The 26101-nt window shown below is 54.2% G+C and carries 28 protein-coding genes; 11 read left to right on the forward strand and 17 right to left on the reverse strand.

Annotation, left to right across the window (positions count from 1 at the left end; translation table 11 throughout):
* Positions 1–759 (forward strand): DUF2101 family protein, encoded by a 759-nt coding sequence (locus E3E51_RS09915; protein ID WP_167912964.1) that lies wholly within the window; start codon positions 1–3, stop codon positions 757–759.
* Here the strand turns inward: E3E51_RS09915 and E3E51_RS09920 are convergent.
* The 8 genes from E3E51_RS09920 to E3E51_RS09955 form a co-directional block, all read right to left on the reverse strand.
* Complete coding sequence (locus tag E3E51_RS09920; RefSeq protein ID WP_167912965.1) at positions 714–989, reverse strand: TonB-dependent receptor; 276 nt, start codon at positions 987–989, stop codon at positions 714–716. The two genes, E3E51_RS09915 and E3E51_RS09920, sit on opposite strands and share 46 nt — an antisense overlap.
* A gap of 144 nt (positions 990–1133) precedes the next feature.
* A complete protein-coding gene (locus E3E51_RS09925) occupies positions 1134–1703 on the reverse strand; it encodes a GMP synthase subunit A (RefSeq protein ID WP_167912966.1) in 570 nt (189 codons plus the stop codon).
* On the reverse strand, positions 1700–2146 hold the full coding sequence (locus E3E51_RS09930) for a type II toxin-antitoxin system VapC family toxin (protein ID WP_167912967.1): 447 nt from the start codon (positions 2144–2146) through the stop codon (positions 1700–1702). The genes E3E51_RS09925 and E3E51_RS09930 overlap by 4 nt, the downstream gene beginning before the upstream one ends.
* The gene (locus tag E3E51_RS09935; protein WP_167912968.1) at positions 2143–2352 is read right to left on the reverse strand and encodes an antitoxin family protein; all 210 of its coding nucleotides are present in this window, start codon (positions 2350–2352) and stop codon (positions 2143–2145) included. Before E3E51_RS09935 ends, E3E51_RS09930 begins: the two co-directional genes overlap by 4 nt.
* Before the next feature lie 41 nt (positions 2353–2393).
* Positions 2394–3317 carry a glutamine-hydrolyzing GMP synthase gene (gene guaA / locus E3E51_RS09940; protein ID WP_167913116.1) on the reverse strand — a complete coding sequence of 308 codons (924 nt, stop codon included), beginning with the start codon at positions 3315–3317 and terminating at the stop codon, positions 2394–2396.
* A gap of 69 nt (positions 3318–3386) precedes the next feature.
* A complete protein-coding gene (locus E3E51_RS09945; protein ID WP_167912969.1) occupies positions 3387–4382 on the reverse strand; it encodes a formate--phosphoribosylaminoimidazolecarboxamide ligase in 996 nt (331 codons plus the stop codon).
* Positions 4379–6520 carry a phosphoribosylformylglycinamidine synthase subunit PurL gene (gene purL, locus E3E51_RS09950; protein WP_167912970.1) on the reverse strand — a complete coding sequence of 714 codons (2142 nt, stop codon included), beginning with the start codon at positions 6518–6520 and terminating at the stop codon, positions 4379–4381. The genes E3E51_RS09945 and purL overlap by 4 nt, the downstream gene beginning before the upstream one ends.
* Before the next feature lie 84 nt (positions 6521–6604).
* Entirely contained in the window at positions 6605–8113 is a 1509-nt protein-coding gene (locus E3E51_RS09955; protein ID WP_167912971.1) for a DUF4932 domain-containing protein, read from the reverse strand.
* A gap of 202 nt (positions 8114–8315) precedes the next feature.
* Between E3E51_RS09955 and E3E51_RS09960 the strand changes: the two genes are divergently transcribed.
* The 3 genes from E3E51_RS09960 to E3E51_RS09970 all read left to right on the forward strand — a co-directional run bounded on the left by E3E51_RS09960 (position 8316) and on the right by E3E51_RS09970 (position 10397).
* Positions 8316–9014 carry an ABC transporter permease gene (locus E3E51_RS09960; protein WP_240924315.1) on the forward strand — a complete coding sequence of 233 codons (699 nt, stop codon included), beginning with the start codon at positions 8316–8318 and terminating at the stop codon, positions 9012–9014.
* Between the two features lie 114 nt (positions 9015–9128).
* Positions 9129–9404, forward strand: coding sequence for a MarR family transcriptional regulator (locus E3E51_RS09965; protein ID WP_167912972.1), 276 nt, complete (start codon positions 9129–9131; stop codon positions 9402–9404).
* Positions 9405–10397 (forward strand): ABC transporter ATP-binding protein, encoded by a 993-nt coding sequence (locus tag E3E51_RS09970; protein ID WP_167912973.1) that lies wholly within the window; start codon positions 9405–9407, stop codon positions 10395–10397.
* Positions 10398–10404: 7 nt separating this feature from the next.
* On the opposite strand, the gene purQ is transcribed toward E3E51_RS09970, so the two are convergent.
* Genes purQ through purD form a run of 4 tightly spaced genes read right to left on the reverse strand, consistent with a single transcriptional unit; the run spans position 10405 to position 13800 of the window.
* Positions 10405–11076, reverse strand: a complete 672-nt coding sequence (gene purQ / locus E3E51_RS09975) for a phosphoribosylformylglycinamidine synthase I (RefSeq protein WP_167912974.1) — start codon at positions 11074–11076, stop codon at positions 10405–10407.
* A gap of 1 nt (position 11077) precedes the next feature.
* Positions 11078–11320: a phosphoribosylformylglycinamidine synthase subunit PurS gene (gene purS / locus E3E51_RS09980; protein WP_167912975.1), complete on the reverse strand. Its 243-nt coding sequence runs from the start codon at positions 11318–11320 to the stop codon at positions 11078–11080.
* Between the two features lie 10 nt (positions 11321–11330).
* Complete coding sequence (locus tag E3E51_RS09985; RefSeq protein ID WP_167912976.1) at positions 11331–12473, reverse strand: formate--phosphoribosylaminoimidazolecarboxamide ligase family protein; 1143 nt, start codon at positions 12471–12473, stop codon at positions 11331–11333.
* Between the two features lie 10 nt (positions 12474–12483).
* A complete protein-coding gene (purD, locus tag E3E51_RS09990; protein WP_167913117.1) occupies positions 12484–13800 on the reverse strand; it encodes a phosphoribosylamine--glycine ligase in 1317 nt (438 codons plus the stop codon).
* A gap of 144 nt (positions 13801–13944) precedes the next feature.
* On the opposite strand from purD, the gene E3E51_RS09995 reads away from it, so the two are divergent.
* From E3E51_RS09995 to purE, 3 genes are all read left to right on the forward strand, one after another.
* Positions 13945–14610, forward strand: a complete 666-nt coding sequence (locus E3E51_RS09995) for a hypothetical protein (RefSeq protein WP_167912977.1) — start codon at positions 13945–13947, stop codon at positions 14608–14610.
* Positions 14607–15371 (forward strand): hypothetical protein, encoded by a 765-nt coding sequence (locus tag E3E51_RS10000; RefSeq protein ID WP_167912978.1) that lies wholly within the window; start codon positions 14607–14609, stop codon positions 15369–15371. The genes E3E51_RS09995 and E3E51_RS10000 overlap by 4 nt, the downstream gene beginning before the upstream one ends.
* Positions 15372–15439: 68 nt before the next feature.
* On the forward strand, positions 15440–15871 hold the full coding sequence (purE, locus tag E3E51_RS10005) for a 5-(carboxyamino)imidazole ribonucleotide mutase (protein WP_167912979.1): 432 nt from the start codon (positions 15440–15442) through the stop codon (positions 15869–15871).
* A gap of 130 nt (positions 15872–16001) precedes the next feature.
* Here purE and purT read toward each other — a convergent pair whose 3' ends face one another.
* Positions 16002–17291: a phosphoribosylglycinamide formyltransferase 2 gene (purT, locus tag E3E51_RS10010; RefSeq protein ID WP_167913118.1), complete on the reverse strand. Its 1290-nt coding sequence runs from the start codon at positions 17289–17291 to the stop codon at positions 16002–16004.
* A 366-nt stretch (positions 17292–17657) separates the two neighbouring features.
* Here purT and E3E51_RS10015 point away from each other — a divergent pair, with 366 nt between their 5' ends.
* The 3 genes from E3E51_RS10015 (at position 17658) to E3E51_RS10025 (ending at position 20167) form a co-directional block, all read left to right on the forward strand.
* A complete protein-coding gene (locus tag E3E51_RS10015) occupies positions 17658–18626 on the forward strand; it encodes a hypothetical protein (RefSeq protein WP_167912980.1) in 969 nt (322 codons plus the stop codon).
* A gap of 96 nt (positions 18627–18722) precedes the next feature.
* A complete protein-coding gene (gene purM / locus E3E51_RS10020) occupies positions 18723–19724 on the forward strand; it encodes a phosphoribosylformylglycinamidine cyclo-ligase (RefSeq protein WP_167913119.1) in 1002 nt (333 codons plus the stop codon).
* A gap of 272 nt (positions 19725–19996) precedes the next feature.
* Positions 19997–20167, forward strand: coding sequence for a hypothetical protein (locus E3E51_RS10025; RefSeq protein WP_167912981.1), 171 nt, complete (start codon positions 19997–19999; stop codon positions 20165–20167).
* Here the strand turns inward: E3E51_RS10025 and purC are convergent.
* Positions 20151–20846, reverse strand: coding sequence for a phosphoribosylaminoimidazolesuccinocarboxamide synthase (purC, locus tag E3E51_RS10030; RefSeq protein WP_167913120.1), 696 nt, complete (start codon positions 20844–20846; stop codon positions 20151–20153). The two genes, E3E51_RS10025 and purC, sit on opposite strands and share 17 nt — an antisense overlap.
* A 161-nt stretch (positions 20847–21007) precedes the next feature.
* On the opposite strand from purC, the gene purF reads away from it, so the two are divergent.
* On the forward strand, positions 21008–22342 hold the full coding sequence (purF, locus tag E3E51_RS10035; RefSeq protein WP_167912982.1) for an amidophosphoribosyltransferase: 1335 nt from the start codon (positions 21008–21010) through the stop codon (positions 22340–22342).
* Here the strand turns inward: purF and fdhF are convergent.
* The 3 genes from fdhF to pdxS all read right to left on the reverse strand — a co-directional run bounded on the left by fdhF (position 22305) and on the right by pdxS (position 26031).
* A complete protein-coding gene (fdhF, locus tag E3E51_RS10040; protein ID WP_167912983.1) occupies positions 22305–24326 on the reverse strand; it encodes a formate dehydrogenase subunit alpha in 2022 nt (673 codons plus the stop codon). The two genes, purF and fdhF, sit on opposite strands and share 38 nt — an antisense overlap.
* Before the next feature lie 73 nt (positions 24327–24399).
* Positions 24400–24993 carry a pyridoxal 5'-phosphate synthase glutaminase subunit PdxT gene (pdxT, locus tag E3E51_RS10045; protein ID WP_167912984.1) on the reverse strand — a complete coding sequence of 198 codons (594 nt, stop codon included), beginning with the start codon at positions 24991–24993 and terminating at the stop codon, positions 24400–24402.
* 30 nt (positions 24994–25023) lie between these two features.
* A complete protein-coding gene (gene pdxS, locus E3E51_RS10050) occupies positions 25024–26031 on the reverse strand; it encodes a pyridoxal 5'-phosphate synthase lyase subunit PdxS (RefSeq protein WP_167913121.1) in 1008 nt (335 codons plus the stop codon).
* Between the last annotated feature and the right edge of the window lie 70 nt (positions 26032–26101).

Here is a 26101-nt window from a genome sequence, read left to right on the forward strand (position 1 = left end):
ATGAACCTCGATGATCTGCTATACAATATTGGCCTAATCGCAGAAAAAGCAGGGGATGGTATAAGGCGAGCAGTAAAAAATGCATTTTTCCCAGTTCCCTCGGAAGAGCCACCCTCCGTGTGGTTATCCAAGAGAATAACCGAGAGAAAAGACCTCACACCCCATGAACTCATCAGTCTCCACCTCCAGCTCTGCTTTATGGCCTACCTCGCGGTTAACTTCGTTATTGTCTTCGTAGCCGGCACTCCATTATACCTGCTGGCGGTTTCGATTCCATACTTCCTCTACCTCCGCTACTTCCTCGTTAGTTACGGAAACTTTCTCATCGAAGAGAAGCCGTACAGGGTTTTCTACGTGGGAATTTCCGCCATCTCTTTCCTCGCATTCCTCGGTTATTCAATCCTAAAGCAGTTCGCCCCAGAAATCTACTATTACTACGTCTACGTCGCGATTATAGCCATTGCAGTCCTCGTTTTCCGCTGGCATTTCAAAAACTCCTACGGCCGCGAGTACACCTACGGAACGATCGAGGAAGTCAAGGGCGACCTGGTCAGAGTCTTCATCCACGACGACATAGCGGCCAACATCAAGCCTGGCTTCTACTGGCTCCCGGCGGTAGAGGAGGCAGAGCCCGGAAGGGTTGTGAAGATTCTCGTGGAGGACAGAACCTTCAGAAGTGCCCGACCCGCAAGGATACTGGAGGTCTACCTCGGTCAGTCCTCCCAGAGCTCGACTGAACCGAAGGAAGAAACCGAATGAAGCAGGAGAAGATATATCGAGTGGCAGGGCTCGACGAGGTTCGTCTTGACGAATCCCTCACCGTTTTTCTTTATCTCCAGGGGCTCGACACCGCGACATTCGGGGAGGATTATGACGGAGTCTTCACCCCCCACAACACGGAAGCCGAGCCCTTCGCAGACCTTTTCCAGGAAATCCCTGAATTCCTCCCAGCCATCAATGCTGATGCGGTAGTATATCGTGTGCCCCAAACTATCACCACATATAGTAAGGACTAAACTTTAAAAAGTTTTCTAATTTGCAATCTTCGAGCGTAACCAGGGAACTTTTCAGGCAGAGTCCCGCGAAGGGAAGCGAGAGGATAGAATCCCCGCCAAAAAGAGTGGAGGGGGCGACTAGCTGAGCTCCCCGCAGAGCCTCGCGAAGTTGCGGTATACCTCCGAACCGTGCTCGGTGTGGAACACCTCGGGGTGGAACTGCACGCCGTATATCGGCAGGCTCTCGTGCTTCATGGCCTCGACCGGACAGGTTTCACTTCTGGCCAAGAGCCTGAAGCCCTTGGGGAGCTCCTTCACCTCGTCCATGTGGCTCTCCCAGACCCTGAGCCTCTTCGGAAGTCCCAGGAAGATGTCGTTCTCCTCCAGTATCTCCACTTCAACGAGGCTGTATTCGGCCTTTTCGCCCCTTCCGACCTTTCCGCCGAAGTGCTTCGCTATCAGCTGGTGGCCGAGGCAGATGCCAAGGATCGGGACGTTGAACTCGTCGTAGTGCTCCAATATGACGGAGCAGTTGCCGGTCTTCTCGATATCCGGGCCGCCTGAGAAGATTATGCCATTTGGTTTCATAGCCTTTATCTCCTCAAGCGGCGTCGTGTTGGGGATTATCTTGGCCTCAACTCCAAGGTATCGTAGAGTCCTCCAAATCCTGTGGACGTATTGACCTCCGTTGTCCATAATCAAAATCATCCACTCACCTCCAAGAGTTTGAAGAACTCAGGGGATTCCTCGACCAAATAGAATGCCCTCAAGCCCAGGGATTTGGCCAGTTCGGCCATCTTTCTGTCGTTCGTAACTAAAACGGCGTCCAGATAACGTGCGGTTGCAATGAAGTAAATATCTGAGGCATTGTGGTGTGTCTGAAAGGCCACATCTCGAAGCTCTTCGATGAGCAGTTCCTCGGGAACCCACGCAACGATTTCACTGTAGTAATTTAACGCTCTCTCAACTTGGTCGTGCTCGAAATACCTCGAAAGAACCGCAACGAACTCAACCTCCCCTAGACGAGGAGCGTAAAGCTCTATCAGACCAAGATGTGAGTACTCTATGACTTTCTCAGCAACCTCTGTCCTATCCGGGTAGAAACTGGAGAACAGATGAAAAATAACGGAAGTGTCAATGACAACCCTCATGTCTCCTCCTCCCTTAGGCGAAGGAGGTAGTCTGTGGGATCCTCCTTGAACTTCTCAGGTGTCACTTCCTTCCTCATCTCCCTTGCCAGTTTGAGGAAGTCATCGCTGTAAATCCTCACCCTGAGCCTCTGCCCCTCCCTCAGCTTCAGGGGTTTAATGGGCCTCAGCACGCCGTTCTCGTAGACGACCTCGATAATTTCCCCCATACTCTCACCGTTTAAAATTGGAAGCGAAGGTAAATAAGCTTTCACTCGAACTCAATCGTCGCCGGGGGCTTGTTGGTGATGTCGTAGAGCACCCTTCCGACCTCGGGTATCTCGCTGGTTATGCGGAACGCTATCCTCTGAAGGACATCGAAGGGAACGTTCATGGCGTTGGCAGTCATGCCGTCGAGGCTCTCAACGACGCGGACGGCGATCGTTTCCTTGTAGGCCCTTATGTCGCCCTGAACGCCAACGGTCTTCACTCCCAGCAGAACCGCGAAGGCCTGCCAGGGCTTTAGACCGGCCTTCTCGATCTCCTCCTCGACTATGGCGTTCGCCTCTCTTACGATGGCAACCTTCTCCGGCGTGACCTCCCCAAGGACGCGGACTGCCAATCCCGGCCCCGGGAAGGGCATGCGGTTGTATATCTTCTCAGGCAGACCGAGTTCCTTACCCAGCTCCCTGACCTCGTCCTTGTAGAGGTCGCGGAGCGGCTCTATCAGCTTGAGGTTGAGCCTCTCCGGGAGTCCGCCAACGTTGTGGTGGCTCTTGATTTTCCCCTTGCTCTCGATCCAGTCCGGGGCTATCGTTCCCTGGATGAGGAACTGGGCGTCGATCTCCCCCGCGACCTCTTCAAACACCTCGATGAAGACCCTCCCGATTATCTTCCTCTTCTCCTCGGGGTCGGTTATGCCCGCCAAAGCCTCGAAAAAGCGCTCGCTCGCGTCAACATAGTGCAGGTTCAGCCCGAACTCGTCCCTGAATGTCCTGACGACGAATTCAGGCTCACCCTTCCTCATGAAGCCGGTGTTGACGAAAACCGCGTGGAGCTTATCGCCTATGGCCTTGTGAGCGAGCACAGCCGCAACGGAGCTGTCAACGCCGCCGGAGAGTGCTATTATAGCCTTACCATCGCCGACCGTTTCCCTAATCTCCTCAACCTTCTCCTCGATGAACCTCTCCCACATGAGCACCACCTTTTTGCCAACCATTCGGACGTCAATTTATAAACCTATCCGAGCGGGGATTAGACAGTTTCACGTCAAAATTTCATCGAGCCTTTCCTCGTCCTCGGCCTGCCTCAGCTCCATCGCTATCCTCCTTCCGGTGCTGACCGGGTAGTCGTAGCGAAGCCAGCTGTAGGGGGAGCCATGGACGAAGGGGTTCGTCCCGGCGACTATCCTCGCGGAGATTTCGAAGACGACGAACTCAAGCTCCTCGGTGAAGACCCCCTCAAGGCAGAAAGGACCCCAGAGGCCACCCATGAGCTTCTCCGCGGCCTCTACAACCCGTTCTCCTGCATCGATAACGTCCATCAGCAGGCTCTCCCTCAGGACGAGCGGGATGTTGCCTATCACCGTGTAGTTGGTGCTGAGCCCGAGGTCAAGCTGTTCTTTGGCAGGAATCCTGCCTATCGCATCGACGTTGGACTCGTAACGCCTGTCTATGCTCATCAGCTCCAGCTCGCGGTTGAGCTTGGAGTAGAAGTAGTGGGGGTAAACCGGAACGCCGAGGACGTACTCCTGAATCTGGATTCCGCTTAGCTCTTCCTTGTCCCTAACGCCGAGCCTTTCCGCCTTTCTCCAGAAGTCCTCGGGGTTCTTAGCTAAAAAGTAGCCCTTCCCACCCTTGGCACCGTGGGGCTTGACTATGACCGGCCCGTCTACATCGTCCGGGTCGTCGTAAACCCTCGGAAGGCGGAGTTTAGCCTTCTCAAGCCACCGCCTTTCGAGGGAGCGGTCGCTCTCCCACCTCAGCACCGCCTTGTTGCCGTAGTATGGAACGCGCATCTTCTCAATAAGCTCGATTCCAAGGTGAGCGACGAAAGAGCCGGTTGGAACCACCACGGCGCCCAGTTCGAGGAGCTTCTCCTCAGGGTAAGCCCCTTCGATGAAATGGTCAGCGACCGGGAAGTACTTCGTGTAGAGCGGCCTAACACGACTTCTTCCAAAGGCAACCGTCTCAAAGCCCTCCTCCTTTGCCCCCTTCAAAATTTGAAGGGCCGAGTGGGAGGCATAGGTCGCTACCCTCATTCCTCCTCACCCAGCAGCTTCGGAAGGGACTCGTGAACTGCCTTCAGCTCGGAAACCGGCCTTCTAAGAAGTTCTTCCCCGTTCCAGAGGAAAACCGTGTCGCTTCCGCAGGTCTTTCCGATGATGGCGAAGTGTTTGAAGAGAGTCTTCAGCTCGTCAAGGTTCTCCTCGGGGAAGGCAACTATGTAGCGCCCGTGGCTCTCGCTGAAGGCGACCTCGATCGGGTTTGATGTTTCGGAGAGAACCCTTGAGAGGTCAACCTCGAAGCCCGCCTTTCCGGTGATGGCCATCTCCACAAGAGCCGCCGCTATTCCGCCCCTGCTAACGTCGTGAACCGCCCTAACGAGGCCCTCCCTTATCGCCGTCAGGACTCCCCCTGCGTTGGTCCTCTCCTCGTCGAGGTTCACGCGCGGGGCAAAGCCGCCGTTGACCCCAAGAGCCCGGTAGAGCTCCGAGCCGCCGAGTTCCACCTTCGTTATCCCCGCAATGCCTATGAGAAGTCCGTCGCTCAGTCCCATCCCGGGAATCTCCTCAAGCTTAACCTTCCCGAGGCCGGCAACCACAGGGGTGGGCTTTATCGGCCTGTCAACGACCTCGTTGTAGAAGCTGACGTTGCCGCTGACGTAGGCAAGGCCAAAGGCTTTGGCCGCATCAGCCAATCCCCTGACGGTCTCGGCGAAGCTCCAGTAAACCTCTGGCCTTTCGGGCGATGCAAAGTTAAGGTTGTCCACCAAGGCCAACGGTTCAGCCCCGACGCTGACCAAATTCCTCACGACCTCCGCAACCGCCCCCATAGCGCCATGATAGGGGTTCAGGTGGCTGTGGTTCGGGTTTCCGTCCGCTACAAACGCCAGTCCGTACTCATCGTTGAGCTTGAGAACGGCGGAGTCTCTTCCAGGCTTGAGAACAGTCCTCCCCTGAACTTCATGGTCGTACTGCTCCCAGACCCAGCGCTTGCTCAGCATGTTCGGACTGCCCCAGACGAGGTCGAAGGCCCTCTCGAAGGGAACCTCAGGAGTTTCAGCGGGCTTTTCAGCTTTGTACGGCTTCATCTCCCACTCTATCGTGGGAACATCCGCGAGGAGCTCAACCGGAAGGTCGGCTACCTTCTCACCCCCCCAGTAGACGATGAACCTAGGCTCCTCGATGACCTCCCCCACAACCGTCCATTCGAGGCCGTACTTCTCGAAGATTGCCCCGAGGAAGTCAACATCGGTTTCGTCGACCGCGAAGAGCATCCTCTCCTGGCTCTCGGAAATCATGACCTCGGTTGGCGTCATTCCCGGCTCGCGGAGAGGAACCCTGTCTGCATGAACAACCGCACCGAAGCCCTTCTTTCCGGCCATCTCTGAGGCGGCGCACGTCAAACCGCCGCCGCCCAAATCCTTCAGGGCCTTCACTTTTCCGGTGTAAACGGCCTCAAGCGTGGCCTCAATCAGCAGCTTCTCCGTGAAGGGGTCGGGAATCTGCACGGCGGAGCGGTCTTCCTCCTCCGCATTCTCGCCAAGCTCTTCGCTCGCGAAGGTGACTCCGTGGATGCCGTCCCTGCCGGTTCTGTTGCCGACGAGTATGAGCTTGAGGCCCGGCTCGGTCACGTAGCTGTGGACTAGGTGCTCGGGCTTCATAACTCCAATGCAGGCGACGTTCACGAGCGTGTAGTTGTCCAAGCTCTCGTCGAACTCCGCCTCTCCCCCAACCGTCGGGACGCCTATCCTGTTGCCGTAGTCTGCTATGCCCTTGACAACGTACTCGAAGAGGTAGCGGTTTCTCTCCTTTCCCAGCGGGCCGAAGCGTATGGGGTCGAGGAGTGCTATGGGCCGGGCCCCCATGCAGAGTATGTCCCTGACGATTCCACCAACGCCTGTGGCCGCTCCACCGTAGGGCTCCACCGCGCTCGGGTGGTTGTGGCTCTCGATTCCAACGACTACCCACGTTTCGTCGTCGAACTTCACTATTCCGGCATCTTCACCGGGGCCGAGAACCACGTGTTCGTTCTCCGTTGGAAGGAGCTTCAACCAGGGTCTGCTCGACTTATACGAGGCATGCTCACTCCACATGACCTCCAGCATCGCCCACTCAAGCTCGTTCGGCTCCCTGCCGAGCCTTTCACGGATGAGCTTTTCTTCGTGCGGGAACATGATTGACCCTCCTTTATTGACGAATTAATGTAAAAAAGTTTTGTTTTTAAGGTTTATTTTGACGGAAAAATGTTAAACAAAAGATCATCCGAAAGCGACGGCTCTTTTAAGGCTCGTTATGTAGACAAAGTAGTGGTAGTTTAGCAAGCTTTCATCCCCACCCACAGAGGGTTTTTTCTCGAACACGTCCGGTGTTCCTGCTATTAGCATAGCAAATCCTCCCTCGGGATTCCTTAGGGCTTCGACGAGGAAAACTCCCTTGGAATATTTAACCCCGTTGAGAACGACAGAATTACCCCGTATCTCCACGTATCTGTTGAGCTTGCGGGTAACGGAGGAGTTCAGCGGTGCAATGACAATGAGATTACCATTTTCGAGCTTGTCCGTTAACGTCACCTTAAAGCCCGCATTTTCAAGCATCTCAACATAGCTTTTGACGTACGTGCTCTCCGAGAGGTTTTGGGCAGCGTATACCTTAACACCATCTGCCTTGAATGCCATAAAGGCTATCCTGATAGTTGGTTCGGGAGATATGTTTTTCCAGAAGCCTTCCCCGTACCAATCCCCTATGAGCCTCGCAAGTTCTGGCATAAAGCTCTTGAAGGTTGGATATTTCTCCCTGTTGGGAAGGTAGTCCGTCAGATAAGCCCTGTAAACCCTTCCAACAAGGTAGAATCCGAGAGCTTCCTGACTTTTTATGAACCTCTCAGCGCTCTCATTGCCCTCTGTTTTGAGTTTGTAGTAGGCCTCGAACGCCCGGACAAAGGTCTCGTAGAGGTAAGTCTTCCAGCTAGAGTATCCCATAGAGGTCATGACGTCCTTCACGGGCGAGAACATTTTCTTGTATTCCATGAACTCTCCATAATGCCTGTCGACCGCGGGATTGACGAAGCTGTGGGCAAACTCGTGGGCGGAAGCACTGCAGTAGGAATAAGTTCCGTTGGAGAACGAGCAGACGCCGAGAAAGGCGTAAACGGTATCGTTCGTCCAGCCGCCGTAGCTGTAGTACACTTCCAGAGGCTGGAGGACAAAAACCCAGCGGGTTCTCTTCTCTCTGAAGAACATCTCCTCAAACCGTGGAATTGCGAAGGAATCCGGGTTTTCCTTAAGGAACAACCCTATCTGCTCCATGTAAAACTCTTTGTGGTTCCTATAGAAGGATGAAAAGTTCGATTCTTGGGCGAAATCTTTTATTGCCATGGCAAGTTCATTGAGGAGCCTTTCATTCCCGTGAACCCTTCCCACGAGGTACGAACTCCACTCCGTGGAGTTCAGCCCCATAGCAAACTTGGGAATGGCGTCGTACTCCAAACCCTCTCTCAGGGCTTTTTTGGCGAGGAGCACCGCCCTGTGATCCCTGTATGGGGAGAAGTAGGATTCAACTTCCTGAGAGTAGGGGGTAACGTTGCCGGAGTTCCAGCCTGCGAGTTGGAAGACAATGTTCGTCAGCTCGGTGTAGGGGTTTACCTCGACACAGACGTTGCCTGAGCACTCGGAAACCGGGGAGAGGCCGAGTTGGAAGATTGGCTTTGTTTGAACCCACGACTGAGTAAGATAGTAAGTGGAAAGAATTATGAGCAAGGACAATGGCATCACCAGAGGCTTAATCCTTGACATTTTCCTTTCGCCCCTTGTCTATTTTTTGCAATTAATTCCTCGCTGAAACAATCCATAAGTTTTACTGCAATTGATTTATAAATGGCTGGAATTCATTTATAAGTGGGGTGAAACTATCTACAAACAAAAAAAAGGCAATATTTGTAAGTAATTTCACTAATCAGCTTCAGGTGGTTCAATGGCTACAGGTCAGGGCATTAGAACAGTCAAAGCCTTTGTCTTCATCCAGAAGGAAGCCTTCTTCTCAAGGCGCTTTGACCTGCTTTTGCAATTCATCGGTCTAAGTCTTAATATAATTTTCATCGGCATCTTTGCCAAGCTGATAACGATTAACGCCAACATCACCCAGTACGGCACTCCAAACTACCTTGACTACCTCCTCATAGGCTCAATAATCCACAACCTTGTTTTTCTACCGAGGGGGAGCATCTCATCCTTCGTTCTTGGAAGGGTGTTTCCAGTCCTTTACAACTCCCCCACCTCATTAACTTCCATTTTCATCGGAATCAACGCCTGGCGAATTCTCTGGAACTTGGGATTGACGTTCATCGTAACACTCGCATACATTCTGTTTTTCGGCCTGAAAATTCACTTTAACCTCGGCGTTCTGGTCGTCATTTTAAGTGGCATCTTGCTAATTTTTGCGCTCGACATGTTCTCAGCGGGGTTCAGAATAGCAACCAAGGCTACCCAGGATCCACTGAACTGGTTCTTCAACATCACGGCCCAGCTCGTCAGCGGGCTTTACTTCCCGCCGGAAGAACTTCCCAAATGGCTCCAGCCCCTCTCAAAAATACATCTGAAACCTACATCCTTCAAATGGGCAGACTCACCATGGGCGGCGGCTACTCGCTATCCCAAATCCTCCCCAGCCTGATGAACATGCTGCTCATCACTGGAGTAATGCTCCTCGTGGGGTACCTTACCTTCAGGTGGGGGTTTAACAAGGCAAGACAACTGGGAACACTGGGCCACATGTGAGGTGGGCCTTATGAGGGTGCGCATCCTCAAGGAAGAGTGTGAAAACGGAAAACTCGTGCTGCTTCTCAAAGTAGAGATTGAGATAAACAGCCTGCACAAGCATGAGCTGGGCGAGTTGGAAAGACAAATATTGGAATTCATTCTTGACAACAATGAGGTGACCCAAAAAGAGTTAAGTAAGCTGTTCGGTAGAGCCAACACTTGCAGGGCTATCAGGAATCTTGAAGACATAGGACTGGTTCGACGTGAGAGGAAAGGGAGAACGTACGTAATCAGGGTGGTCTGAGTGATAGAGGCGGTTAATCTGACCAAGTACTACCCTCCCCCAATAAAGTCACTGTTCGATTTGAAAAGCCTTAAGGACTTTCTCAAAACCCCCCGCGAAGAAATCCCTGCCCTGATTGATATCAGCTTTAAAGTTAAAGGAGGCGAGATATACGGCCTCTTAGGCCCAAACGGCGCTGGAAAAACCACGCTCTGCAAAATCGCCAATGGCCTCGTGATTCCAACGAGGGGCCACCTCTACATCAACGGATACGATTCAATCCAAGATCACGATAAAATTAGGGGCAGAATCTTCACAATCTTTGGAGGAAGCAGGGATTTGTTCGGCCTCTTCCAGTGGAGGGTCAGCGTGGAGAAAAACCTAAGATTCATAGCCGAACTGTGGGGAATTCCCAGGGGAGAAGCCGAAAGAAGAATCAATCACGCGCTGGAATTGCTCAATCTAGAAGAAAAAAGACACGAGTGGTATCAAAAGCTCTCCGCTGGGATGAGGCAGAAAGTTTACCTAGCTCTACCCTTGATAATTCAGCCAGAGGTTCTTATCCTTGATGAACCAACTGTATACCTTGACGTTTTTACCCGAAGAGAAGTCTGGAACGCTATCATGGAACTTTCAAGAGAAGTGGGAACGACTGTACTCTTGACAACTCACAACCTCAGAGAGGCTGAAATCCTATGCGATAGAATTCTGCTATTCAACAAGAGTAAAATCGCTGAGGGAACTCCAAAAGAGCTCATTGAGAAAGTCCAGGCCCTCAAGGCAGAGAGGAAAATTATTGCCAAAATTAAAGGAAAAATCAACCCCAAGGACTTTGAGGGAATAGCTCAAAAAATTGAAATTCAAGGAAATGGAGAGTCCATGTACATTCAGCTCTATTTCAAAAATGAAGATCTTAAAGGGATACTCAGCCGTCTATCCCAGTACAATGTCGTGGACATTCAGAATTCCCAAGTGACCCTTGAAGAAGTCTTTACACATCTCTGCAAAAAATAGAAAAAGCCTACCTCCTCGCCCACTCAACCATGCTCCTGAACAGCCTCAGGCCGTCTTCACTGCCCAAAAAGCGGTCGCTCGCGCGCTCAGGGTGAGGCATTGTTCCGAGGACGTTGCCCCTCTCGTTGGCTATTGCAGCTATGTTCAGAACCGAGCCGTTGGGGTTTGCTTCCTCACTCACGTTCCCGTTTCCGTTGCTGTACTGGAAAACTACCCTGGCCTTCGAGGGGTCGTCAACGTAGTAGTTCCCCTCCGCGTGGGCTATCGGCATCCTTATGACCTCTCCCTGCTCGTAGAGGGAAGTGAACGGCGTCTCGACATCGTTAACGCGAAGATGAACCCACCTGCAGAGGAAACGTGGGATTCTGTTCGGCCTCAGTGCTCCCGGAAGGAGACCCGCCTCGGTGAGAACCTGGAAGCCGTTACATATCCCGAGGACGGGCCTCCCCTCGCGGGCGAACTCCTTGACCTCCTCCATTATCTCCTGACGAGCGGCTATCGCTCCAGCGCGCAGGTAGTCGGCGTAGCTGAAGCCCCCCGGCAGAACGACGCCGTCGAAGTCCTTGAGGCTCGTTCTGTACCAGACGCGCTCGGCCTCGGCTCCAGCCTTCCTTATGGCCCTCTCCGTCTCGAAGTCGCAGTTGGTTCCGGGGAACACGACCACAGCGAAGCGGACCATCTCAGCTCACCGGCTCGATTCTGTACTCGTAGTCGTGGATGAGCGGGTTCGCGAGGAGCTTTCTGCACATCTCCTCGACCTCTTCCTCAGGTTTCTCGCTCTCCAGCTCGAATTCGAAGCACTTCGGGACGCGCAGGTTCTCAACCGCGTAGCCGAGGTTCCTCAGGGCGTTTCCTATGACCCTCCCTTCGGGGTCGTTGAGGCCTTCCTTAAGGCGAACGGTGACGGTAACCTTCCATCTCATTCCAACCACCTCACGTGAGGACCTTCTCAAGCTCGTCCAGCTCGACAGCGCGCCTGATTTCGAGGGCGACTCTCCTTCCGGTGCTCATCGGCTTCCTCCAGAGGGCGTTTCCGTAGGGGTGGCCCATCGCCATGTGGATGTTCGTTCCGCCGCCGGTTCTCGGGGCAACGTCGTAGATGTAGAAGTTCAAATCCTTATCAACGGCCGTCTGGAGGGTGAAGGGCCCGATGATTCCCGGGGAGTAGTACTCCTGGGTGGCCTTCACATAGCGCTCGGCCATGTCGAAGACCTTCTCCAAAAGCGACTCGCGGAGCGTTGAGGATGCATGGCCGCAGACCGTGTATTCAGGCTCGAACTGGTGCTCCGGCAAAGTTAACTGCTGGGAAGCTGGAAGACGGACGTGGCCGTCCAGGCTGGTCTCGAAGCGCCAGTCTATGCCCAAAAGCTCAATCTCCCCGTCGATCGGCGAGTAGAAGAAGTCGAAGTTGAAAACCGGACCGATGATGTAGCGCTCGATTCTGGCCCTGGCGAGGTCCTCCTCGGTGATTACGCCGAGCTTGATGAGCTTCTCGGCCTTCTCGCGGAACTCTTTGTAAGATGCCGCCGTAAAGAAGCCGCGCTCAAGCCTCTTTTTGGCATGAGGAAGCTTGACGATGACGAGGCCAACCTCATCGATTTCCTCCGGCTTTACCGGCTCCGGATAGGGAAGCCCGGCCTTCTCAAGGAGCCAGTAGTAGCTCTTTTCCTCGCTCCTCTCCTCGCTTCTGAGGAGATTTCTGCTGCCGAAGAGCGGGACGCGGAAATCGTTCTCAACCCTGTCGATGCCGGTGTAGACCACGAAGGAGCGGTTCGGCACGAAGATGACGTTTCTCTTGACCAGCTCCTCCTGGACATCAATTATCTGGGCAAACTTCTCAAGGACCATAACCTCGTCGATGAAGCCCTTGCTCAGACCGTCCCTCGTCTTCCGAAGCTTGAAGTACTCGGCGTAGGTCCTGTGTCTGCCCCTCTGGGCGACGACGAGAACCGGAAGGCCTTCCTCCTTTGCCCCGTCGGCTATATCCAGCGCGGAGTGGCTTCCTATGACTCCAACGGTGATTTTCTCCGGATCGTATCTTTCAAGAACGCTCAAAATCTCCTCGCGGCTTATCATCCCAACCACCTCAGCATGAATTCGGCTCGAACTCCTTTCCAAACTCCCTCATCAGCCTAATCCTCTTCTCAACGCTCTCCCTTGTGCCCACGTCTCTGCGATAGAACAGCTCACCTTTCACGTAACCGACGGCATTCTGGGCCATCTTCTCAGCCTCTTCGAGCGTATCGGCGATTCCAACGACCGCTATGGCACGGGAGCCGAGGAGAGTGAAGTTCTCGTCAATGGAGGCGTAGTAGAGCTTCGCTCCCGCCTCTTCCACCGCCTTATCATCCACCTGAACTTTAACCCCCTTAACCGGGCTCAGGGGATAGCCCCTTGGAGCGAGGTACTTGACAACGGTGGCTTTGTTCTCAAACTCCGCCTTTCCGAGGTTGCCGTCAACGATTCCCTCAGCAATCTCAAGCAGGCTCGTTTTCAGGAGGGGGAGAACGTTCATGGCCTCGGGGTCGCCGAAGCGGGCGTTGTACTCGATTATGACGGGACCGTCTTTGGAGAGCATGAACTGGCCGTAGAGGATGCCCTTGTAGGGCGTTCCGTTCTTCCGCATGGCTTCAACGGTCGCTCTCAGGGTTTCGAGGGCCTTTTCATAGTCCTCCCTCGGAACGAAGGGGAGAACGTGGCTTGAACATGAGTAGCTCCCCATGCCGCCGGTTATGGGGCCCTTATCGTCCTCGTAGGCGTGGGGATAGTCCTGGGCGAGGGGCATCGGGATTACCCTCTTCCCGTCCGTGAAGACCTGGAAGGTGAACTCAACGCCGTCGGTTCTTTCCTCAATGAGAACCCTTCCATCCTTCTTGATGAGCTCCTCGGCGTAGGCCTTGGCCTCTTCGTTGTCCCTCAGCTGGTAGCCGACCACCTTAACGCCCTTCCCGCCGGTGAGTCCGAGGGGCTTCACGACGACCGGACTTCCGAAGTCGTCTATCCACGAACGCATCTCGGAGACGTCATCAAAGACGCGGAAGAGCTTCCTGCCTGGAATCTCATACTTCTCCATGAGGGAGCGGGCGAAGGCCTTGTTGGTCTCAAGCTGAGCGGCATCCTTAGTCGGTCCAACCGCGGGAATGCCCTCACGCTCAAAGGAATCAACGATACCCTTCTCAAGTGGCGCCTCAGGACCTATGAAGGCAAGTTCTATTCCCCATTTCCGGGCGAGTTCTAGGACTTTCTCAATATCCGTTTCCCTGGCCAGACCGTAGTCCTTTGCGAGCCTTGCCAGCCCGGGATTTCTGTGCTTCGAAACGACGTACAGCTCGGCGCCGCTTCTCACGAGCGCCTCGCCGATGGCGTTCTCCCTACCGCCACCTCCAACGAGCAGAACCTTCATGAGCTTCACCATTTACTTGTCAAAAACTTCAGTTTTTAAGCTTTGTTTTTACATTAAAATGGCAAGATAGAAAGCCCCCCGGCAGGGGATTAAAAATGAAGTTTATATAGTGGGAAAGCGATTTCGATTTATGGGGTGGTTCTCATGAAAGCCAGTGGGCTGCCAGAGGTATTACAGCCCAACGGAGTTCTCTCGATAATTCAGAGAGACATAGAATCAGGAGGGGAATACTTCGCTCTAAACATCCTAAAGAACCTTCTCGAAGAAGACCAGACGGTGTTTGTTTTTCTCTACGAACCGTTCACGGTGTTTAAGCGTAACTGCGGACACGTTGGCCTGGACGTAAACGAGTACATTGGAAAGAACCTGATACTATTCGATGTGTTCGGCAGCATGTACCATATTCCCGCCCCCACCGCGGGGATCCACCAGCTCTCAGGATACCTTGACGACTCGGTTTTCATAATAAAGCTCAAGGAATGGGCCAACAGCATCCTGAAATCTCGCGATTGGAAGAGGCTGTGGATATTCACCTACACCTCAGCGGGGGTTTGCAAACTCTTCACGAGGCCAAGTCTCGTTTACAAACTGATATGGGGACTCAGGAAAATCCTCATTCAGGAGATAGAGGATGCCGGTACGATCCTGACACTCTCAACTGTTGAGTGTCCCGAAATAGAGGATATAGCATACTTCGCTTCCGACGTTGTTGTGGAGACCCTTATCATGGATGGAAAGAGAGTGGGCATTATAACTAAAGGGCCCAATGAAGGGAGGGTTTTCGAGCTGTTCAGGGGGGATGAGAGGTGATATCCTGGGAGATTCCCGCCCTCGACGAAACCCTGGGGGGCATTAAAGAGCATTCCCTAATCCTTATTCACGAAAGAGATCCCCGCTCAAGGGGGAAGGAGATCCTCTACTACATCATGAGAAGAAAACTAGAGAAAGGCAATCTTGTGGGATACTTCAACATCTCATATCCAATCCATCTCCTCATAATAGTGCTCGAAAAGCTGGGAATTCCCACGAAGCGTTATCTGGAGGGTCAGACGCTGGCCATAGTGGACACTTTTGGGAGCTTCTATGACATCTCCATGCCCTCCCGCGGGATATGGTACCTATCAGGCTCACTTTCGTCGGATGTCCTCCCAAATAAATACGCGGAGGTAGTCGAAGCCCACAAGAAGAAATGGGCCGAGTTGAACCTTTTTGAAGGAAGGAAGCTATTCGGCTTCGCTATTGACATATCCAGCTACCTAGAACTTCTTGGAGGCGAGAAAGAGACTCTAAAATACCTTGAGCTCTCGGCGGAGATACGCTCCAAGTCACGAGCGTACAGAAAGTACCCAACCGGCACGAATTTCTGGCTCTGGAGTGGAGACAGGGGCAAAAACGTTCTGGCTTCCACGTACCGCAGGGCAGACTACGTTCTGAGAACTTCGAGTGAGATTAAAAACGGAGAAATAGTGCGCAGGCTTGAGATTATAAAATCCCGCGTGCCGCAGAATGAGATACTTACGTTCAGATACCATTTCGAGAATGGCGTCCCCATATTGGATGCCGAGGATTAACATATTAATGTTAAATTCCAATCGAAATTTTTTTATTATAGGCTGTTTTATGTTCAAAGGGGAAGCCTATGAAGGTGCTTATAGTTATGGGAAGCAGGAGTGACTCCCATGTGGCGGAGAAGGTTACGGGGGTTCTCGACGAGTTCGGCGTTGAGTACGATGTCGAGGTTGCCTCGGCCCACAGGAATCCAAAAAAGGTCGAAGAGCTGGCCAAGAAAGACTACGACGTTTTCATAGCAATAGCCGGGCTGAGCGCTGCCCTCCCAGGGGTTATCGCGGCCCACACAGTTAAGCCGGTTATAGGAGTTCCGGTCTCGGCGAAGCTCAACGGCCTCGATGCCCTTCTCAGCATAGCCCAGATGCCTCCCGGGGTTCCGGTCGCGGCCGTGGGGATAGACAACGGGAAGAACGCGGCTTTACTGGCGATTGAAATCCTCGCACTGAAGGACGAGGGACTCAGAAAGAAACTTGAGGAATACAGGGAAAAGATGCGGGCATGAGCCCGCATCGAGACAATCTCTTATTCTACCCTCACTTTATTTTAGAAACGTCTGATTTAAGCACACATTTCGGAACATTTTAGCCTTTTTAAGTCTTTCCTTTTTTCATCGAACTGTAACAAGGTGTTAATCAAATGATGTGTTTCCTCCTCTCGTAATCCTGGGAGTGCCACTCAGAGTTCCTGGTCCTGAGCTCAACCATGTGCGCCACCATCTCGGCACGTCTCTTTGCCTCCCCGATGTCCCTGTCCCACGCGAGCGCAACGCCCAGCCTTCTGCCCGGATACGCTTCCGGCTTTCCAAAGAGGCGAATCATCGAACTGGGGACGCTCAGGGCCTTAGTTAATCCGCGGAACCTTGGTGAGTATCCGGAAACGTTGGCCTTGATGACGTGGGTAGCGGCTGGAGTCAGGAGCGGGAACAGGCGGTATTCGTCGACCCATTCTCCGGGAATCGGCAGTCCGAGGACGGCCCTGAGGTGCAGGCCGAACTCAGAGAAGCCGGTCGGATGGGATGCCAGCGTCACCATTCCGGTATCGTGGGGCCTCGGAGAGACCTCGTTGGCCCAGACTTTGTCGCCCTTCACGAACATCTCGACGCCGAAAAGACCAAGGCCGCCGAGGACGTCTGTTATGCGCTTCGCTATCCTGTAAACCTCGCGCTCGGCCTTCTCGCTTATCTCCGCAGGCTGCCAGCTCGCGTGGTAGTCACCGTCAATCTGGTAGTGGCCGACCGGCTTCGGGAAGGTCGTGACTATTTCGCCGTTCTCATCGTAGTGCCTCACAGCAAGCTCTGTAATCTCGACGTCGAAGTCTATGTGCTCCTCGACGATTATCTTGTCCGCGCTACCGCGGGCCTTCTTCTTGGCCACTTCCCAGGCCTTCGGTACATCCTCCGGACCTTTCACGAAGTAGGAGCCTTTGCCGGAGGAGCTCATTATCGCCTTGGTGTGGCAGGGGTAGCCTATCCTCTCGCAGGCCTCGTAGAGTTCATCGAGAGTAGTCGCATAGGCGTAGCGGGAGGTGGGAACCTCCGCCTCCTTCGCGAGGGTTTCCCTCGTCCTCTCCCTGTGCATGGCAATCCAGGTCGCTTTCGCATTGGGAACGACGAAGTAGCCGTCCTTCTCAAGCTCGAAGAGGGCGTCGAGGTTTATGGCCTCGATCTCCGGGATTATCGCGTCGGGCTTCTCCCTCTCGACGACGGAGAAGAGGAAGTCCGCGTTCCTCATGTCGCCGACGTAAGAGCGGTGGGCAACCTGCATGGCAGGCGCGTTGGCGTAGCGGTCGACGGCGATAACTTCCACACCGAGCCTCTGGGCCTCAATTGCTATCTCCTTTCCCAGCTCGCCGCTTCCGAGAAGGACTATCCTCTGGGCGGAATCGGTCATAGCAGTTCCGAGTTCATCGCGGGGCTTGATCATAAACATCACCTCGAAACTCACGGTATTTGACGTTTTAGTGTTAAAAGTCCAAGATATTTAAGGATTTTTTGATAAGAAAATGGCAAACAGTTTTCCAACCTCGCCAGGATTATGGGAAGTAATCGGTTACTACTGATTAAATTCGTCTTGTTTTGGAACATTTTGGACGTTTATACATCTTGTTTAGGTTGAAAAGTTTTAATATGGCTTATTGACTACCCATGATTGGTGGTTCATTATGTTAGTCCTTGTAGGGGGAGCCATAAAGATGCATCACGGGAATACAGAAATCCAGTACGTTACATGGGTACGGTTTCGTGCCACCTCCCTAAACAGGAAGTTCTCAAAGGAGCTAAGGTGAGAGATATGCGCGGGCTTAAGTCTATCTCAATCCTCCTTACCTTGCTGTTGGTATTCTCTTTCCCCACAGCAACGGCGGACTGCACGCCTTCCGAGACATATGCCGTACTGTCAGTTTTTCCTGCCGGGGACTGGCTCCTGATCGTAGTCGGCCACGTGAGCTGGACGTGCGAGATGGTCGCGGGGGAATGGGTGGGCAGGCCCAGTTTGCCGGACTCAAACAGGGACTACTACATCCTGACCGATGGAAAGGATGCCTTTCTGCTCGGGAGCGTTAACTCTCTCCTGACCAACACCACCCCCGCAGGCTTCATCAACGGGACGCTCTATGTCCTTAGAACGGAAGAGGCCGAGGAGCCCTTCAGGAACGTTACGGTCTCCATAAACGGTGAACCCCACAACTTCACGCTCTTCAAGCACGTTACGATAACGGAGGTCTACCGCTTTAGGGGCGGATGCTTTGAGATGGTTTCAAGGTGCACCGTCACTTCATACCCAAACGGGACCCTCACCCGGGCCTGTGAAGGGAAACGGGTAAACGCTTCAGCTTTTGGGCTTCCCGGTGTTCCCCTCCGGGGGAGTCCGGTAAGGTTTGAAGACGGGAAGTTAAGGTTCGCCCTCGGCGGCAAAGACTGCGTCCTTTTGCCCCCCGCCGGAGCTAATGCCTCCCGTGTAAATTTCACGGCGTTTAAAGCTGCCCGGGGGCCGGTCATAGTAAACATGGGGCAGGTGGTTCTGCCGGCAGGGAGCAGGATAGAAGACGCCCCTCTCATCTTTGTGCCGGAGGACGGCAGGGCTTCCCCTATCGGAATTTCACGGGACTTCAGCAGGCTCCTCTGCGGAAGCCCGCAGACAGGGGGCACAAACCCCTCCACTGCCTCGAAAACCACCTCAAAAGAAAAAAGCATCTGTGGACCGGGTTTGGTTGTGCTGGCGAGCGTGGCGCTCCTCCTTTTGAGACGCTCACAGAATTAACATTAATCTGTCTAATTTTTCGGTTGTTATCCAAATTTTTACCACAAATACGGCAAACCTTTTAAGCTCCCCCTCGAACTCCCACCGGTGATGCTCATGCTGACCTACGCTCAGGCTGGGGTTGACGACGAAAAGACGGCTGAGGCTCTGAAGGGAATCATTGGACTCGCCAGGGAGACATTCAGGTTCAGAGAGGGCAAAATAGGCGAGCCGAGCGGAATAGGCCACTACGCGGCGCTTATGGACTTTGGCGAGTTCTACCTCGCCATGACGACGGACGGAGTCGGAACGAAGGTTCTGGTGGCCGAAGCCGTCGGCAAGTTTGACACGATAGGGATAGACATGATAGCAATGAACGTGAACGACCTCCTCTGCGTTGGCGCCGAGCCTATAGCTCTCGTTGACTATCTCGCCGTAAAAGAGCCGAACGAGAGGGTCTTTGCGGAGATAGCGAAGGGCCTCTACGCAGGGGCGGAGCAGGCCGGAATAGCGATAGTCGGAGGGGAAACAGCGGTGATGCCCGACCTGATAAACGGCTTCGACCTGGCCGGCACTGCCATCGGAACCGTCGGGAAGGGAAAGGTAATAACCGGCGAGAGGATACGGCCAGGGGACGCGGTCATCGGGATCGCCAGCTCGGGAATACACTCCAACGGTCTGACCCTGGCGAGAAAGCTCCTCATTCCCAAATACGGCCTTGACTACGAATACGAGGGAAGAAAGCTCTGGGAGTGGCTTCTGGAGCCGACGAGAATTTACGTCAAAGCGGTTCTTGAGCTGCTCGAAAAGGTGGAGATTCACGGATTGGCTCACATCACCGGCGGCGGACTGACCAACCTGAAGCGCCTCACGAACTACGGCTTCTCCATTGAGATGCCGCCCGTTGAAGGGATATTCAGACTCATCCACGAAAACGGAGTCCCCCTTGAGGAGATGTTCCGGGTCTTCAACATGGGGGTTGGTATGATAGCTGTAGTGCCGGGGGAGGAGAGGGAAGAAGCCCTGGAAATCCTCGGTAGGCACTTTGAGGCTTTTGAGCTTGGAACCGTCATGGAGGAACCGGGGATAGTCGTGAAGAACTACGGAATTGTTTATTAGGTTGTAACTTTTGGTGTTTTGTTTTGCGTAATTTTTATTATTTAGGTTGTATTTTAAGGTGGCGTGGCAGTCTCCGATATGTGGGGTCGTTAAGCCCGAATGGGGACTGGCCAACCCGAAGATGTGGGAAATCACCGTTCCCCCCGAAAGCTAGCCAATGAAGACAGGAGGCTGGAAGGTTAGCCGTAACAGGGCACACAAAGTTTATACAAGTTACGGCTGACAGAACGGTAAGGCTTTAAGCCCCCTTTCAAACTTTTCTTGGTGGTCACATGGAGCTCACAGTGAAGAGGAAGGCGTTCCTTGAGAACCTGCCGGAGCTGGTGGAAAAGGCAGTAAGCGAGTACGGAACCCGGCTGAGGAAAATAGTGATAGAGGAAGACGAAAAGGGCTGCTACACGGTTCTCGTAACCTATGAGTCCGGCTTCAGGCCTCCCCGGTGAGGCGCTTGTATAGCTCTTCGTAGGCGTTTATCAGGTCGCCTTTATCAAACCTGAAGACGTCCTTGTCGAGGCTCTTCTTCGTCTTGGCGTCCCAGAAGCGGCAGGTGTCCGGGCTTATCTCGTCGCCGAGGATTATCTCGCCCCGCTCGTTCTTTCCGAACTCCAGCTTGAAGTCGACCAGGATTATTCCGCGCTCGGCAAAGTACTCCCTGAGAACCTCGTTCACCTTGAGGGCTATGCGCTCCATCTCCCTTATCTCGCCCTCGCTTATTCCGAGAACCCTCGCGTGGTGGTGGTTTATCATGGGGTCGCCGAGGCTGTCGTCCTTGTAGTAGAGCTCGACTATCGGCTCCGGCAGTTCGGTTCCCTCCTCAAGGGGAAGGCGCTTCTTCAGGCTACCGGCAACCACGTTTCTGACGACGACCTCAACGGGATACATCTTGAGCCGCTCAACGATGAGCCTGTTGTCGCCGGCGACGCCGATGAAGTGGGTCTTGACACCCCTCTCCTCAAGGACTTTGAAAAGAACCGCGCTGATCTGGGCGTTGAGCCAGCCCTTGCCTTTGAACTGGGCCTTCTTCTTGCCATCAAAGGCCGTCGCATCGTCCTTGAACTCCATGATAACCTTTCCATCGTCGAGCGGAATAACCTTTTTGGCCTTACCTTCGTAAACCTGCATGGGCTTCACCACGTTTGTGTAAAATTTTGGGCTATTTAAGGATTGTTTTATCATAAAAATGGCAAAACATGGGCAAAGCTTTTAAACATAATTCTCTAAAATATGGCGTCAACACTTGAGATTATTAACATATTTATGTCAATAGGCTGGCGGGGTTCGTCATGAGGGAGAAGTGCGGAGTCTTTGCAGCGGTTACCGAAAACGCGCCCAGAAAAGCCTACTACGCGCTGATAGCACTGCAGCACAGGGGACAAGAGAGTGCCGGAATAAGCGTCTGGAAGCACAGGATAAGAACGGTGACAGGACGCGGACTCGTCTCGGAGGTTTTCAGGAACGGTGAGATAGCCAAGCTGAGATCCAAGGTTGCAATAGCCCACGTCCGCTACTCAACCTCCGGTTCCCTCACGGAAACCCAGCCGCTGGAGACGGGCTGCTGCGGGAAGAGAATAGCCGTCGCTCACAACGGGACCCTCACGAATTTCCTCCCCCTCAGGAGGCACTACGAACGGCTGGGAGTCAAGTTCGGACACTCGGTTGATTCCGAGTTGCTGGGGATTTCTTTTCTGTGGCATCTCAACGAAACCGGCGACGAGTTCGAGGCTATGCGGGAAGTTTTCAGTGAGGTCAAGGGGGCCTACTCCGTGGCTCTCCTCTTCGACGGGAAGATACTCGTGGCGAGGGATCCTGTCGGCTTCAGGCCGCTCAGCTACGGGACAGGAGACGGCCACTATTTTGCATCCGAGGATTCCGCACTGAGGCTCTTCGTGGAAGATGTGAGGGACGTCAGGCCCGGAGAGGTTTTCCTTCTCTCGGAAGGCGGGGTTGAAAACAGGGTGCTCGCCACTGAAAAACGCCACGGCTGTGTCTTTGAGTACATATACTTCGCCCGTCCGGACAGCACGATAGACGGGGTCAGCGTATACAATGCCAGGGTCAGGATGGGCCGCGAGCTTGCGAGTGAGAGCCCTGCGGATGGGGATGTTGTGATAGCAGTTCCGGATTCTGGAAGGGCCGCGGCACTCGGTTTCTCCCAGGTCAGCGGGATTCCCTACTCCGAGGGACTCATAAAGAACCGCTACATAGGAAGGACTTTCATAACTCCCGGCCAGTTCTACCGCGAGCTGAAGGTTAAGCTCAAGCTCTCCCCGGTGAGGGAAGTCGTAGAAGGAAAGAGCGTTGTGCTGGTTGACGATTCAATAGTCAGGGGGACGACTATGAAGCGCATCGTCGCCATGCTGAGGGGGGCGGGCGCGAGGGAGGTGCACGTGAGGATCGCCTCACCTCCGATAAGACATCCCTGCTACATGGGCATAGACATCCCGACGAGACACGAGCTCATAGCGGCCTTTGGAAGCGTCGAGAAGGTGAGGGACGCAATAGGCGCCGACAGTTTGGCCTACCTAAGCGTCGATGGGCTGAAAAAAGCCGTAGGAAGGAAAGACCTCTGCCTGGCGTGCCTCACCGGCGAGTATCCTGAGTGGGCCTTCCGTTTCTGAACTTCCTCACTTTGGCGGCCGAGAACTTGAATTCGGGCGTTCCTGCCTTGTTAAGGGCCTCGCTCGTCAGTCTGTTGGCCTTGAAGTGGAAGGGAATCGCCACGACTCCAGGGGGAATTCCACCGAGCTTCGCCCTCATGTGCACCCTGCCGCGCCTCGTTTCTATCTCCACCCAATCCCCCTCGGCGATGCCGAGCTTCCGGGCGTCCATGGCGTTCATAAAGACCCTGGGCTCACCCATGAACCTGACCAGCGAAGGGCTCCTAAGGGTCATCTCCCCGGTGTTGTAGTGACTTATGAGCCTCACAGTCGTCAGTATGAAGGGATACTCGGAATCCGGCTTCTCCCACGGCGATATTCTCTCCACCGCTATGAGCCTGGCCTTTCCGTCGGGGGTTGCGAACTCCCAGGTGTGGAGCCGCTTCCTCGGCAGAAAGATGCCCTCTCCAGCCTTCAGTTCTTCAACACTCCTGTCCTCCAGCTCTGGGAACAGACGGAAGTACTCGGCTGTTATCTCCTCGACCGAGCGGTAGTCAAAACCAGGGAGTCCCAGGGCCCTGCCGAGCATCGTCAGAATCTCCCAGTCGGGCTTCGAGTCGGCGTAGGGCTCGCAGACCTTGTGGCTCCACTGGATTCTTCTCTCACTGTTCATGTAGGAGCCGTCCTTCTCGCAGAAGGCACTGGCCGGAAGGATGTAGTGGGCGTAGCGGGCAGTTCTCGTCATGAATATGTCCTGGACGACGAGCAGGTCGAGCTTTCTCAGCGCCCCCCTAACGCGGGTGAAGTTCGCCTCGCTGACGGCCGGGTTCTCACCGACGATGTAGAGCGCCCTAACGTCGCCGCTTTCGACGGCATCCCACAGCTCCGTGAGGTAGAGACCGCGCTCCGTTGGAAGGTCTTCCACACCCCATATCTTGGCCACGCGCTTTCTGAAGCGCTCATCCGTGAGGGGAACGTAGCCGGGCAGAAACTCGCTGAGCGCCCCCATGTATGCCGCACCCTGGACGTTGTTCTGGCCGCGCATCGGGTAAAGTCCGCCTTTTTCACCGATGTATCCGAGGAGCAGGGCGAGGTCTATGACGGCCAGAACGTTCTCCACCCCGGAGACGTGCTGAGTGAGGCCCATTCCCCACATTATCGCACCGCTCCTGGCGAGGGCAAAGGTTCTCGCGACCTCCCTAATCAGTTCAGCCGAAATCCCCGCAACCTTCTCGGCGTATTCGGGCGTGTACTTCCTCACGGCCATTCGTATCTCGGAGAACCCCCTCGTCCTCGTCCTTATGAACTCGTCATCGTAGAGCTCCTCCCGGATGATCACGTGCATCATCGCGTTGGCCAGAGCTATGTCGGTTCCAGGGCGGATGATGAGGCCATAATCCGCGAAGGCCATCGTTCTGGTTTCCCTGACATCAACAACGATTATCTTTGCCCCCCTCCTCTTCGCCCTGAGGATGTAATCCATCACAACGGGGTGGGTTTCGGCGGGGTTGTACCCCCAGATGAGTATAACCCCGAATCTCTCCAGGTCCTCGTACGGGTTGGTCTGTGCCCCCGCCCCAACGGCCATCTTGAGGGCGTGAACACTCGCTTCATGGCAGAGCCTCGCGCAGTTGTCGATGTTGTTGGTGCCGAAGAGTCTCGCCATCTTCTGAAGCAGGTAGTTCTCCTCGTTGCTAACCTTGGAGGATGCTATGAACGCCACGGCGTCGGGGCCGTACAGCTCGCGAATTTCGAGGAGCTTGCTGGATATATCATCAATCGCCTGCCCCCAGCTTACCGGCTTTATCCTGGCCCCCTCACGCCTCAGGGGACGCTTGAGCCTGTCATTCGAGAGAACGAACTCGGTTGCGTGGAGCCCCTTTGGGCACAGCTTTCCCCGATTCGGTTCGCCCTTGTGCGGCTTTACCCTCATCGTACCGGGGTCAACGAGAAGCCTGCAACCAAAGCCACAGTACGGACACACGACCGTCTTGAACTCGCTCACGCTACCACCTATGAACAGATATATGGCAAAAATAAAAAGTTTTCCAGACAAAATTGATGAAAAAATGTTCAAACTAGAGGGCCTTTTTCAGGAGGTATTCATGCAGCGCCGTGCTCTCGGTTAGCTCCGGATGGAACGCCAGACCAATGATGCTCCCCTGCTCAACGCCGACTACCTCCTCACCGTGCCAGGCTATTGGTTTGACCTCATCGCTCAGAAGCCCGACTATCTTTGGAGCACGTATAAAGACACCCGGGAAAGGTTCATCGCTGAAGGACAGCTTTAACGGGACCTCAAAACTGTCAACCTGTCTGCCGTAGGCATTTCTATTAACCCTGACGTCGAGGAGCCCCAGAAAGCGCTGCCCCTCAACGGCCCCTTCAACCTTCTTTGCAAGGAGAATTAAACCCGCACAGGTGCCCATTATTGGAAGCCCTTCCTCACCGAGCTTCATAACCGGCTCAAAGAGACCGTTTTTCTGCATCAGCCGAGATATGGTCGTGCTCTCCCCCCCTGGCAGGATTATCGCATCAATGGCATTCAACTGCTCCGGCCTCTTCAACCAGAATACCTCCCCCTCAACGCCGAGCTTCTCAAAGGCCCTCTTCACCGCCTCGATGTGCTCGCCAACCGCCCCCTGAAGGCCAATAACTCCGACTTTAAGCACATTCACACCCCCAGAAATAGAGGAAAAAGCTCAGACGCCCCTTTCCTCAAGGCGAACCTCAAGCTCCTCAATCTCCAGGCCCTTCATGGGCTCGCCGATCTCTTTGCTTATCTCGGCTATAACGTCCGGCTCGTCCCAGTGGCTGACGGCCTCAACTATCGCCCTCGCCATCTTCTCCGGGTTGGAGCTCTTGAAGATTCCAGAGCCGACGAAGACGCCGTCCATACCCATCTCCATCATCAGGGCAGCGTCGGCTGGAGTGGCAACTCCTCCGGCGGCGAAGTTGACGACCGGAAGCCTGCCGAGCTTCTTTATCTCCAGGAGAATCTTGTAGAGGTCGTCAACTATCTCGCGGTAGGTGTAGCGGCCGTAAACGGGCTCGTTCTCAAGGACCTGTCTGGGCAGGCCGCTTATTTCCCTTATCTGCCAGGCCAGCCTGAGGTACGGCTCGGCGAACTTTTCAGCCACGGCATAAACCTGATCATCCGTCATGCGCTGAATGAGCCTTATGTTATCGGCGACGAGGCGGACGTGCCTAACGGCTTCAACGATGTTGCCGGTTCCGGCCTCGCCCTTGGTTCTTATCATGGCGGAGCCTTCCCATATCCTTCTAACGGCCTCTCCAAGGTTCCTGGCGCCGCAGACGAAGGGAACGCTGAACTCCCTCTTGTCTATGTGGAAGTATGGGTCCGCAGGGGTCAGAACCTCGCTTTCATCTATCATGTCGACGCCAAGCGCCTCAAGGACTCTGGCCTCAGCGACGTGGCCGATCCTGACCTTGGCCATGACGGGAATCGTCACCGCATCCATTATCTCCTTAACTTTCTCTATCGGGGCCATCCTGGCAACGCCACCGGCCTTTCGGATGTCCGCTGGAACCCGGTGAAGGGCCATAACCGAAACTGCACCGGCTTCCTCGGCGATTCTGGCCTGCTCGGCGTTCGTGACGTCCATTATCACCCCGCCCTTAACCATCTTGGCAAAACCGCGCTTCAGTCGGTCCGTACCCTTGGCCTCTATAACGTGGAGCTTTCCCATGGGCATCACCATTTCAAGTTATGGCTTGCAATAATATTCAAGAAAAAACTTGAATATAAACCTTGCTGCA

This window comes from Thermococcus sp. 21S7 (assembly GCF_012027615.1).
In the GTDB taxonomy this organism is placed as follows: Archaea; Methanobacteriota_B; Thermococci; order Thermococcales; family Thermococcaceae; genus Thermococcus.

Coding starts and splice junctions, on each gene's coding strand:
- purC (WP_167913120.1), bottom strand. CDS start 20,846: ATGCAGGTTTACGAAGGTAAGGCCAAAAAGGTTATTCCGCTCGACGAT.
- purD (WP_167913117.1), bottom strand. CDS start 13,800: ATGAAGGTTCTGCTCGTTGGAGGTGGCGGTAGGGAGAACGCCATCGGC.
- purF (WP_167912982.1), top strand. CDS start 21,008: ATGAGGGAGAAGTGCGGAGTCTTTGCAGCGGTTACCGAAAACGCGCCC.
- E3E51_RS09935 (WP_167912968.1), bottom strand. CDS start 2,352: ATGGGGGAAATTATCGAGGTCGTCTACGAGAACGGCGTGCTGAGGCCC.
- E3E51_RS10015 (WP_167912980.1), top strand. CDS start 17,658: ATGCGCGGGCTTAAGTCTATCTCAATCCTCCTTACCTTGCTGTTGGTA.
- purL (WP_167912970.1), bottom strand. CDS start 6,520: ATGTTCCCGCACGAAGAAAAGCTCATCCGTGAAAGGCTCGGCAGGGAG.
- E3E51_RS09955 (WP_167912971.1), bottom strand. CDS start 8,113: ATGCCATTGTCCTTGCTCATAATTCTTTCCACTTACTATCTTACTCAG.
- E3E51_RS10025 (WP_167912981.1), top strand. CDS start 19,997: ATGGAGCTCACAGTGAAGAGGAAGGCGTTCCTTGAGAACCTGCCGGAG.
- E3E51_RS09915 (WP_167912964.1), top strand. CDS start 1: ATGAACCTCGATGATCTGCTATACAATATTGGCCTAATCGCAGAAAAA.
- pdxS (WP_167913121.1), bottom strand. CDS start 26,031: ATGGGAAAGCTCCACGTTATAGAGGCCAAGGGTACGGACCGACTGAAG.
- purT (WP_167913118.1), bottom strand. CDS start 17,291: ATGATCAAGCCCCGCGATGAACTCGGAACTGCTATGACCGATTCCGCC.
- E3E51_RS09985 (WP_167912976.1), bottom strand. CDS start 12,473: ATGATAAGCCGCGAGGAGATTTTGAGCGTTCTTGAAAGATACGATCCG.
- purE (WP_167912979.1), top strand. CDS start 15,440: ATGAAGGTGCTTATAGTTATGGGAAGCAGGAGTGACTCCCATGTGGCG.
- E3E51_RS09945 (WP_167912969.1), bottom strand. CDS start 4,382: ATGAGGGTAGCGACCTATGCCTCCCACTCGGCCCTTCAAATTTTGAAG.
- purQ (WP_167912974.1), bottom strand. CDS start 11,076: ATGGTCCGCTTCGCTGTGGTCGTGTTCCCCGGAACCAACTGCGACTTC.
- guaA (WP_167913116.1), bottom strand. CDS start 3,317: ATGTGGGAGAGGTTCATCGAGGAGAAGGTTGAGGAGATTAGGGAAACG.
- E3E51_RS09930 (WP_167912967.1), bottom strand. CDS start 2,146: ATGAGGGTTGTCATTGACACTTCCGTTATTTTTCATCTGTTCTCCAGT.
- E3E51_RS09960 (WP_240924315.1), top strand. CDS start 8,316: ATGGCTACAGGTCAGGGCATTAGAACAGTCAAAGCCTTTGTCTTCATC.
- E3E51_RS09995 (WP_167912977.1), top strand. CDS start 13,945: ATGAAAGCCAGTGGGCTGCCAGAGGTATTACAGCCCAACGGAGTTCTC.
- E3E51_RS09925 (WP_167912966.1), bottom strand. CDS start 1,703: ATGATTTTGATTATGGACAACGGAGGTCAATACGTCCACAGGATTTGG.
- E3E51_RS09965 (WP_167912972.1), top strand. CDS start 9,129: ATGAGGGTGCGCATCCTCAAGGAAGAGTGTGAAAACGGAAAACTCGTG.
- purM (WP_167913119.1), top strand. CDS start 18,723: ATGCTGACCTACGCTCAGGCTGGGGTTGACGACGAAAAGACGGCTGAG.
- purS (WP_167912975.1), bottom strand. CDS start 11,320: ATGAGATGGAAGGTTACCGTCACCGTTCGCCTTAAGGAAGGCCTCAAC.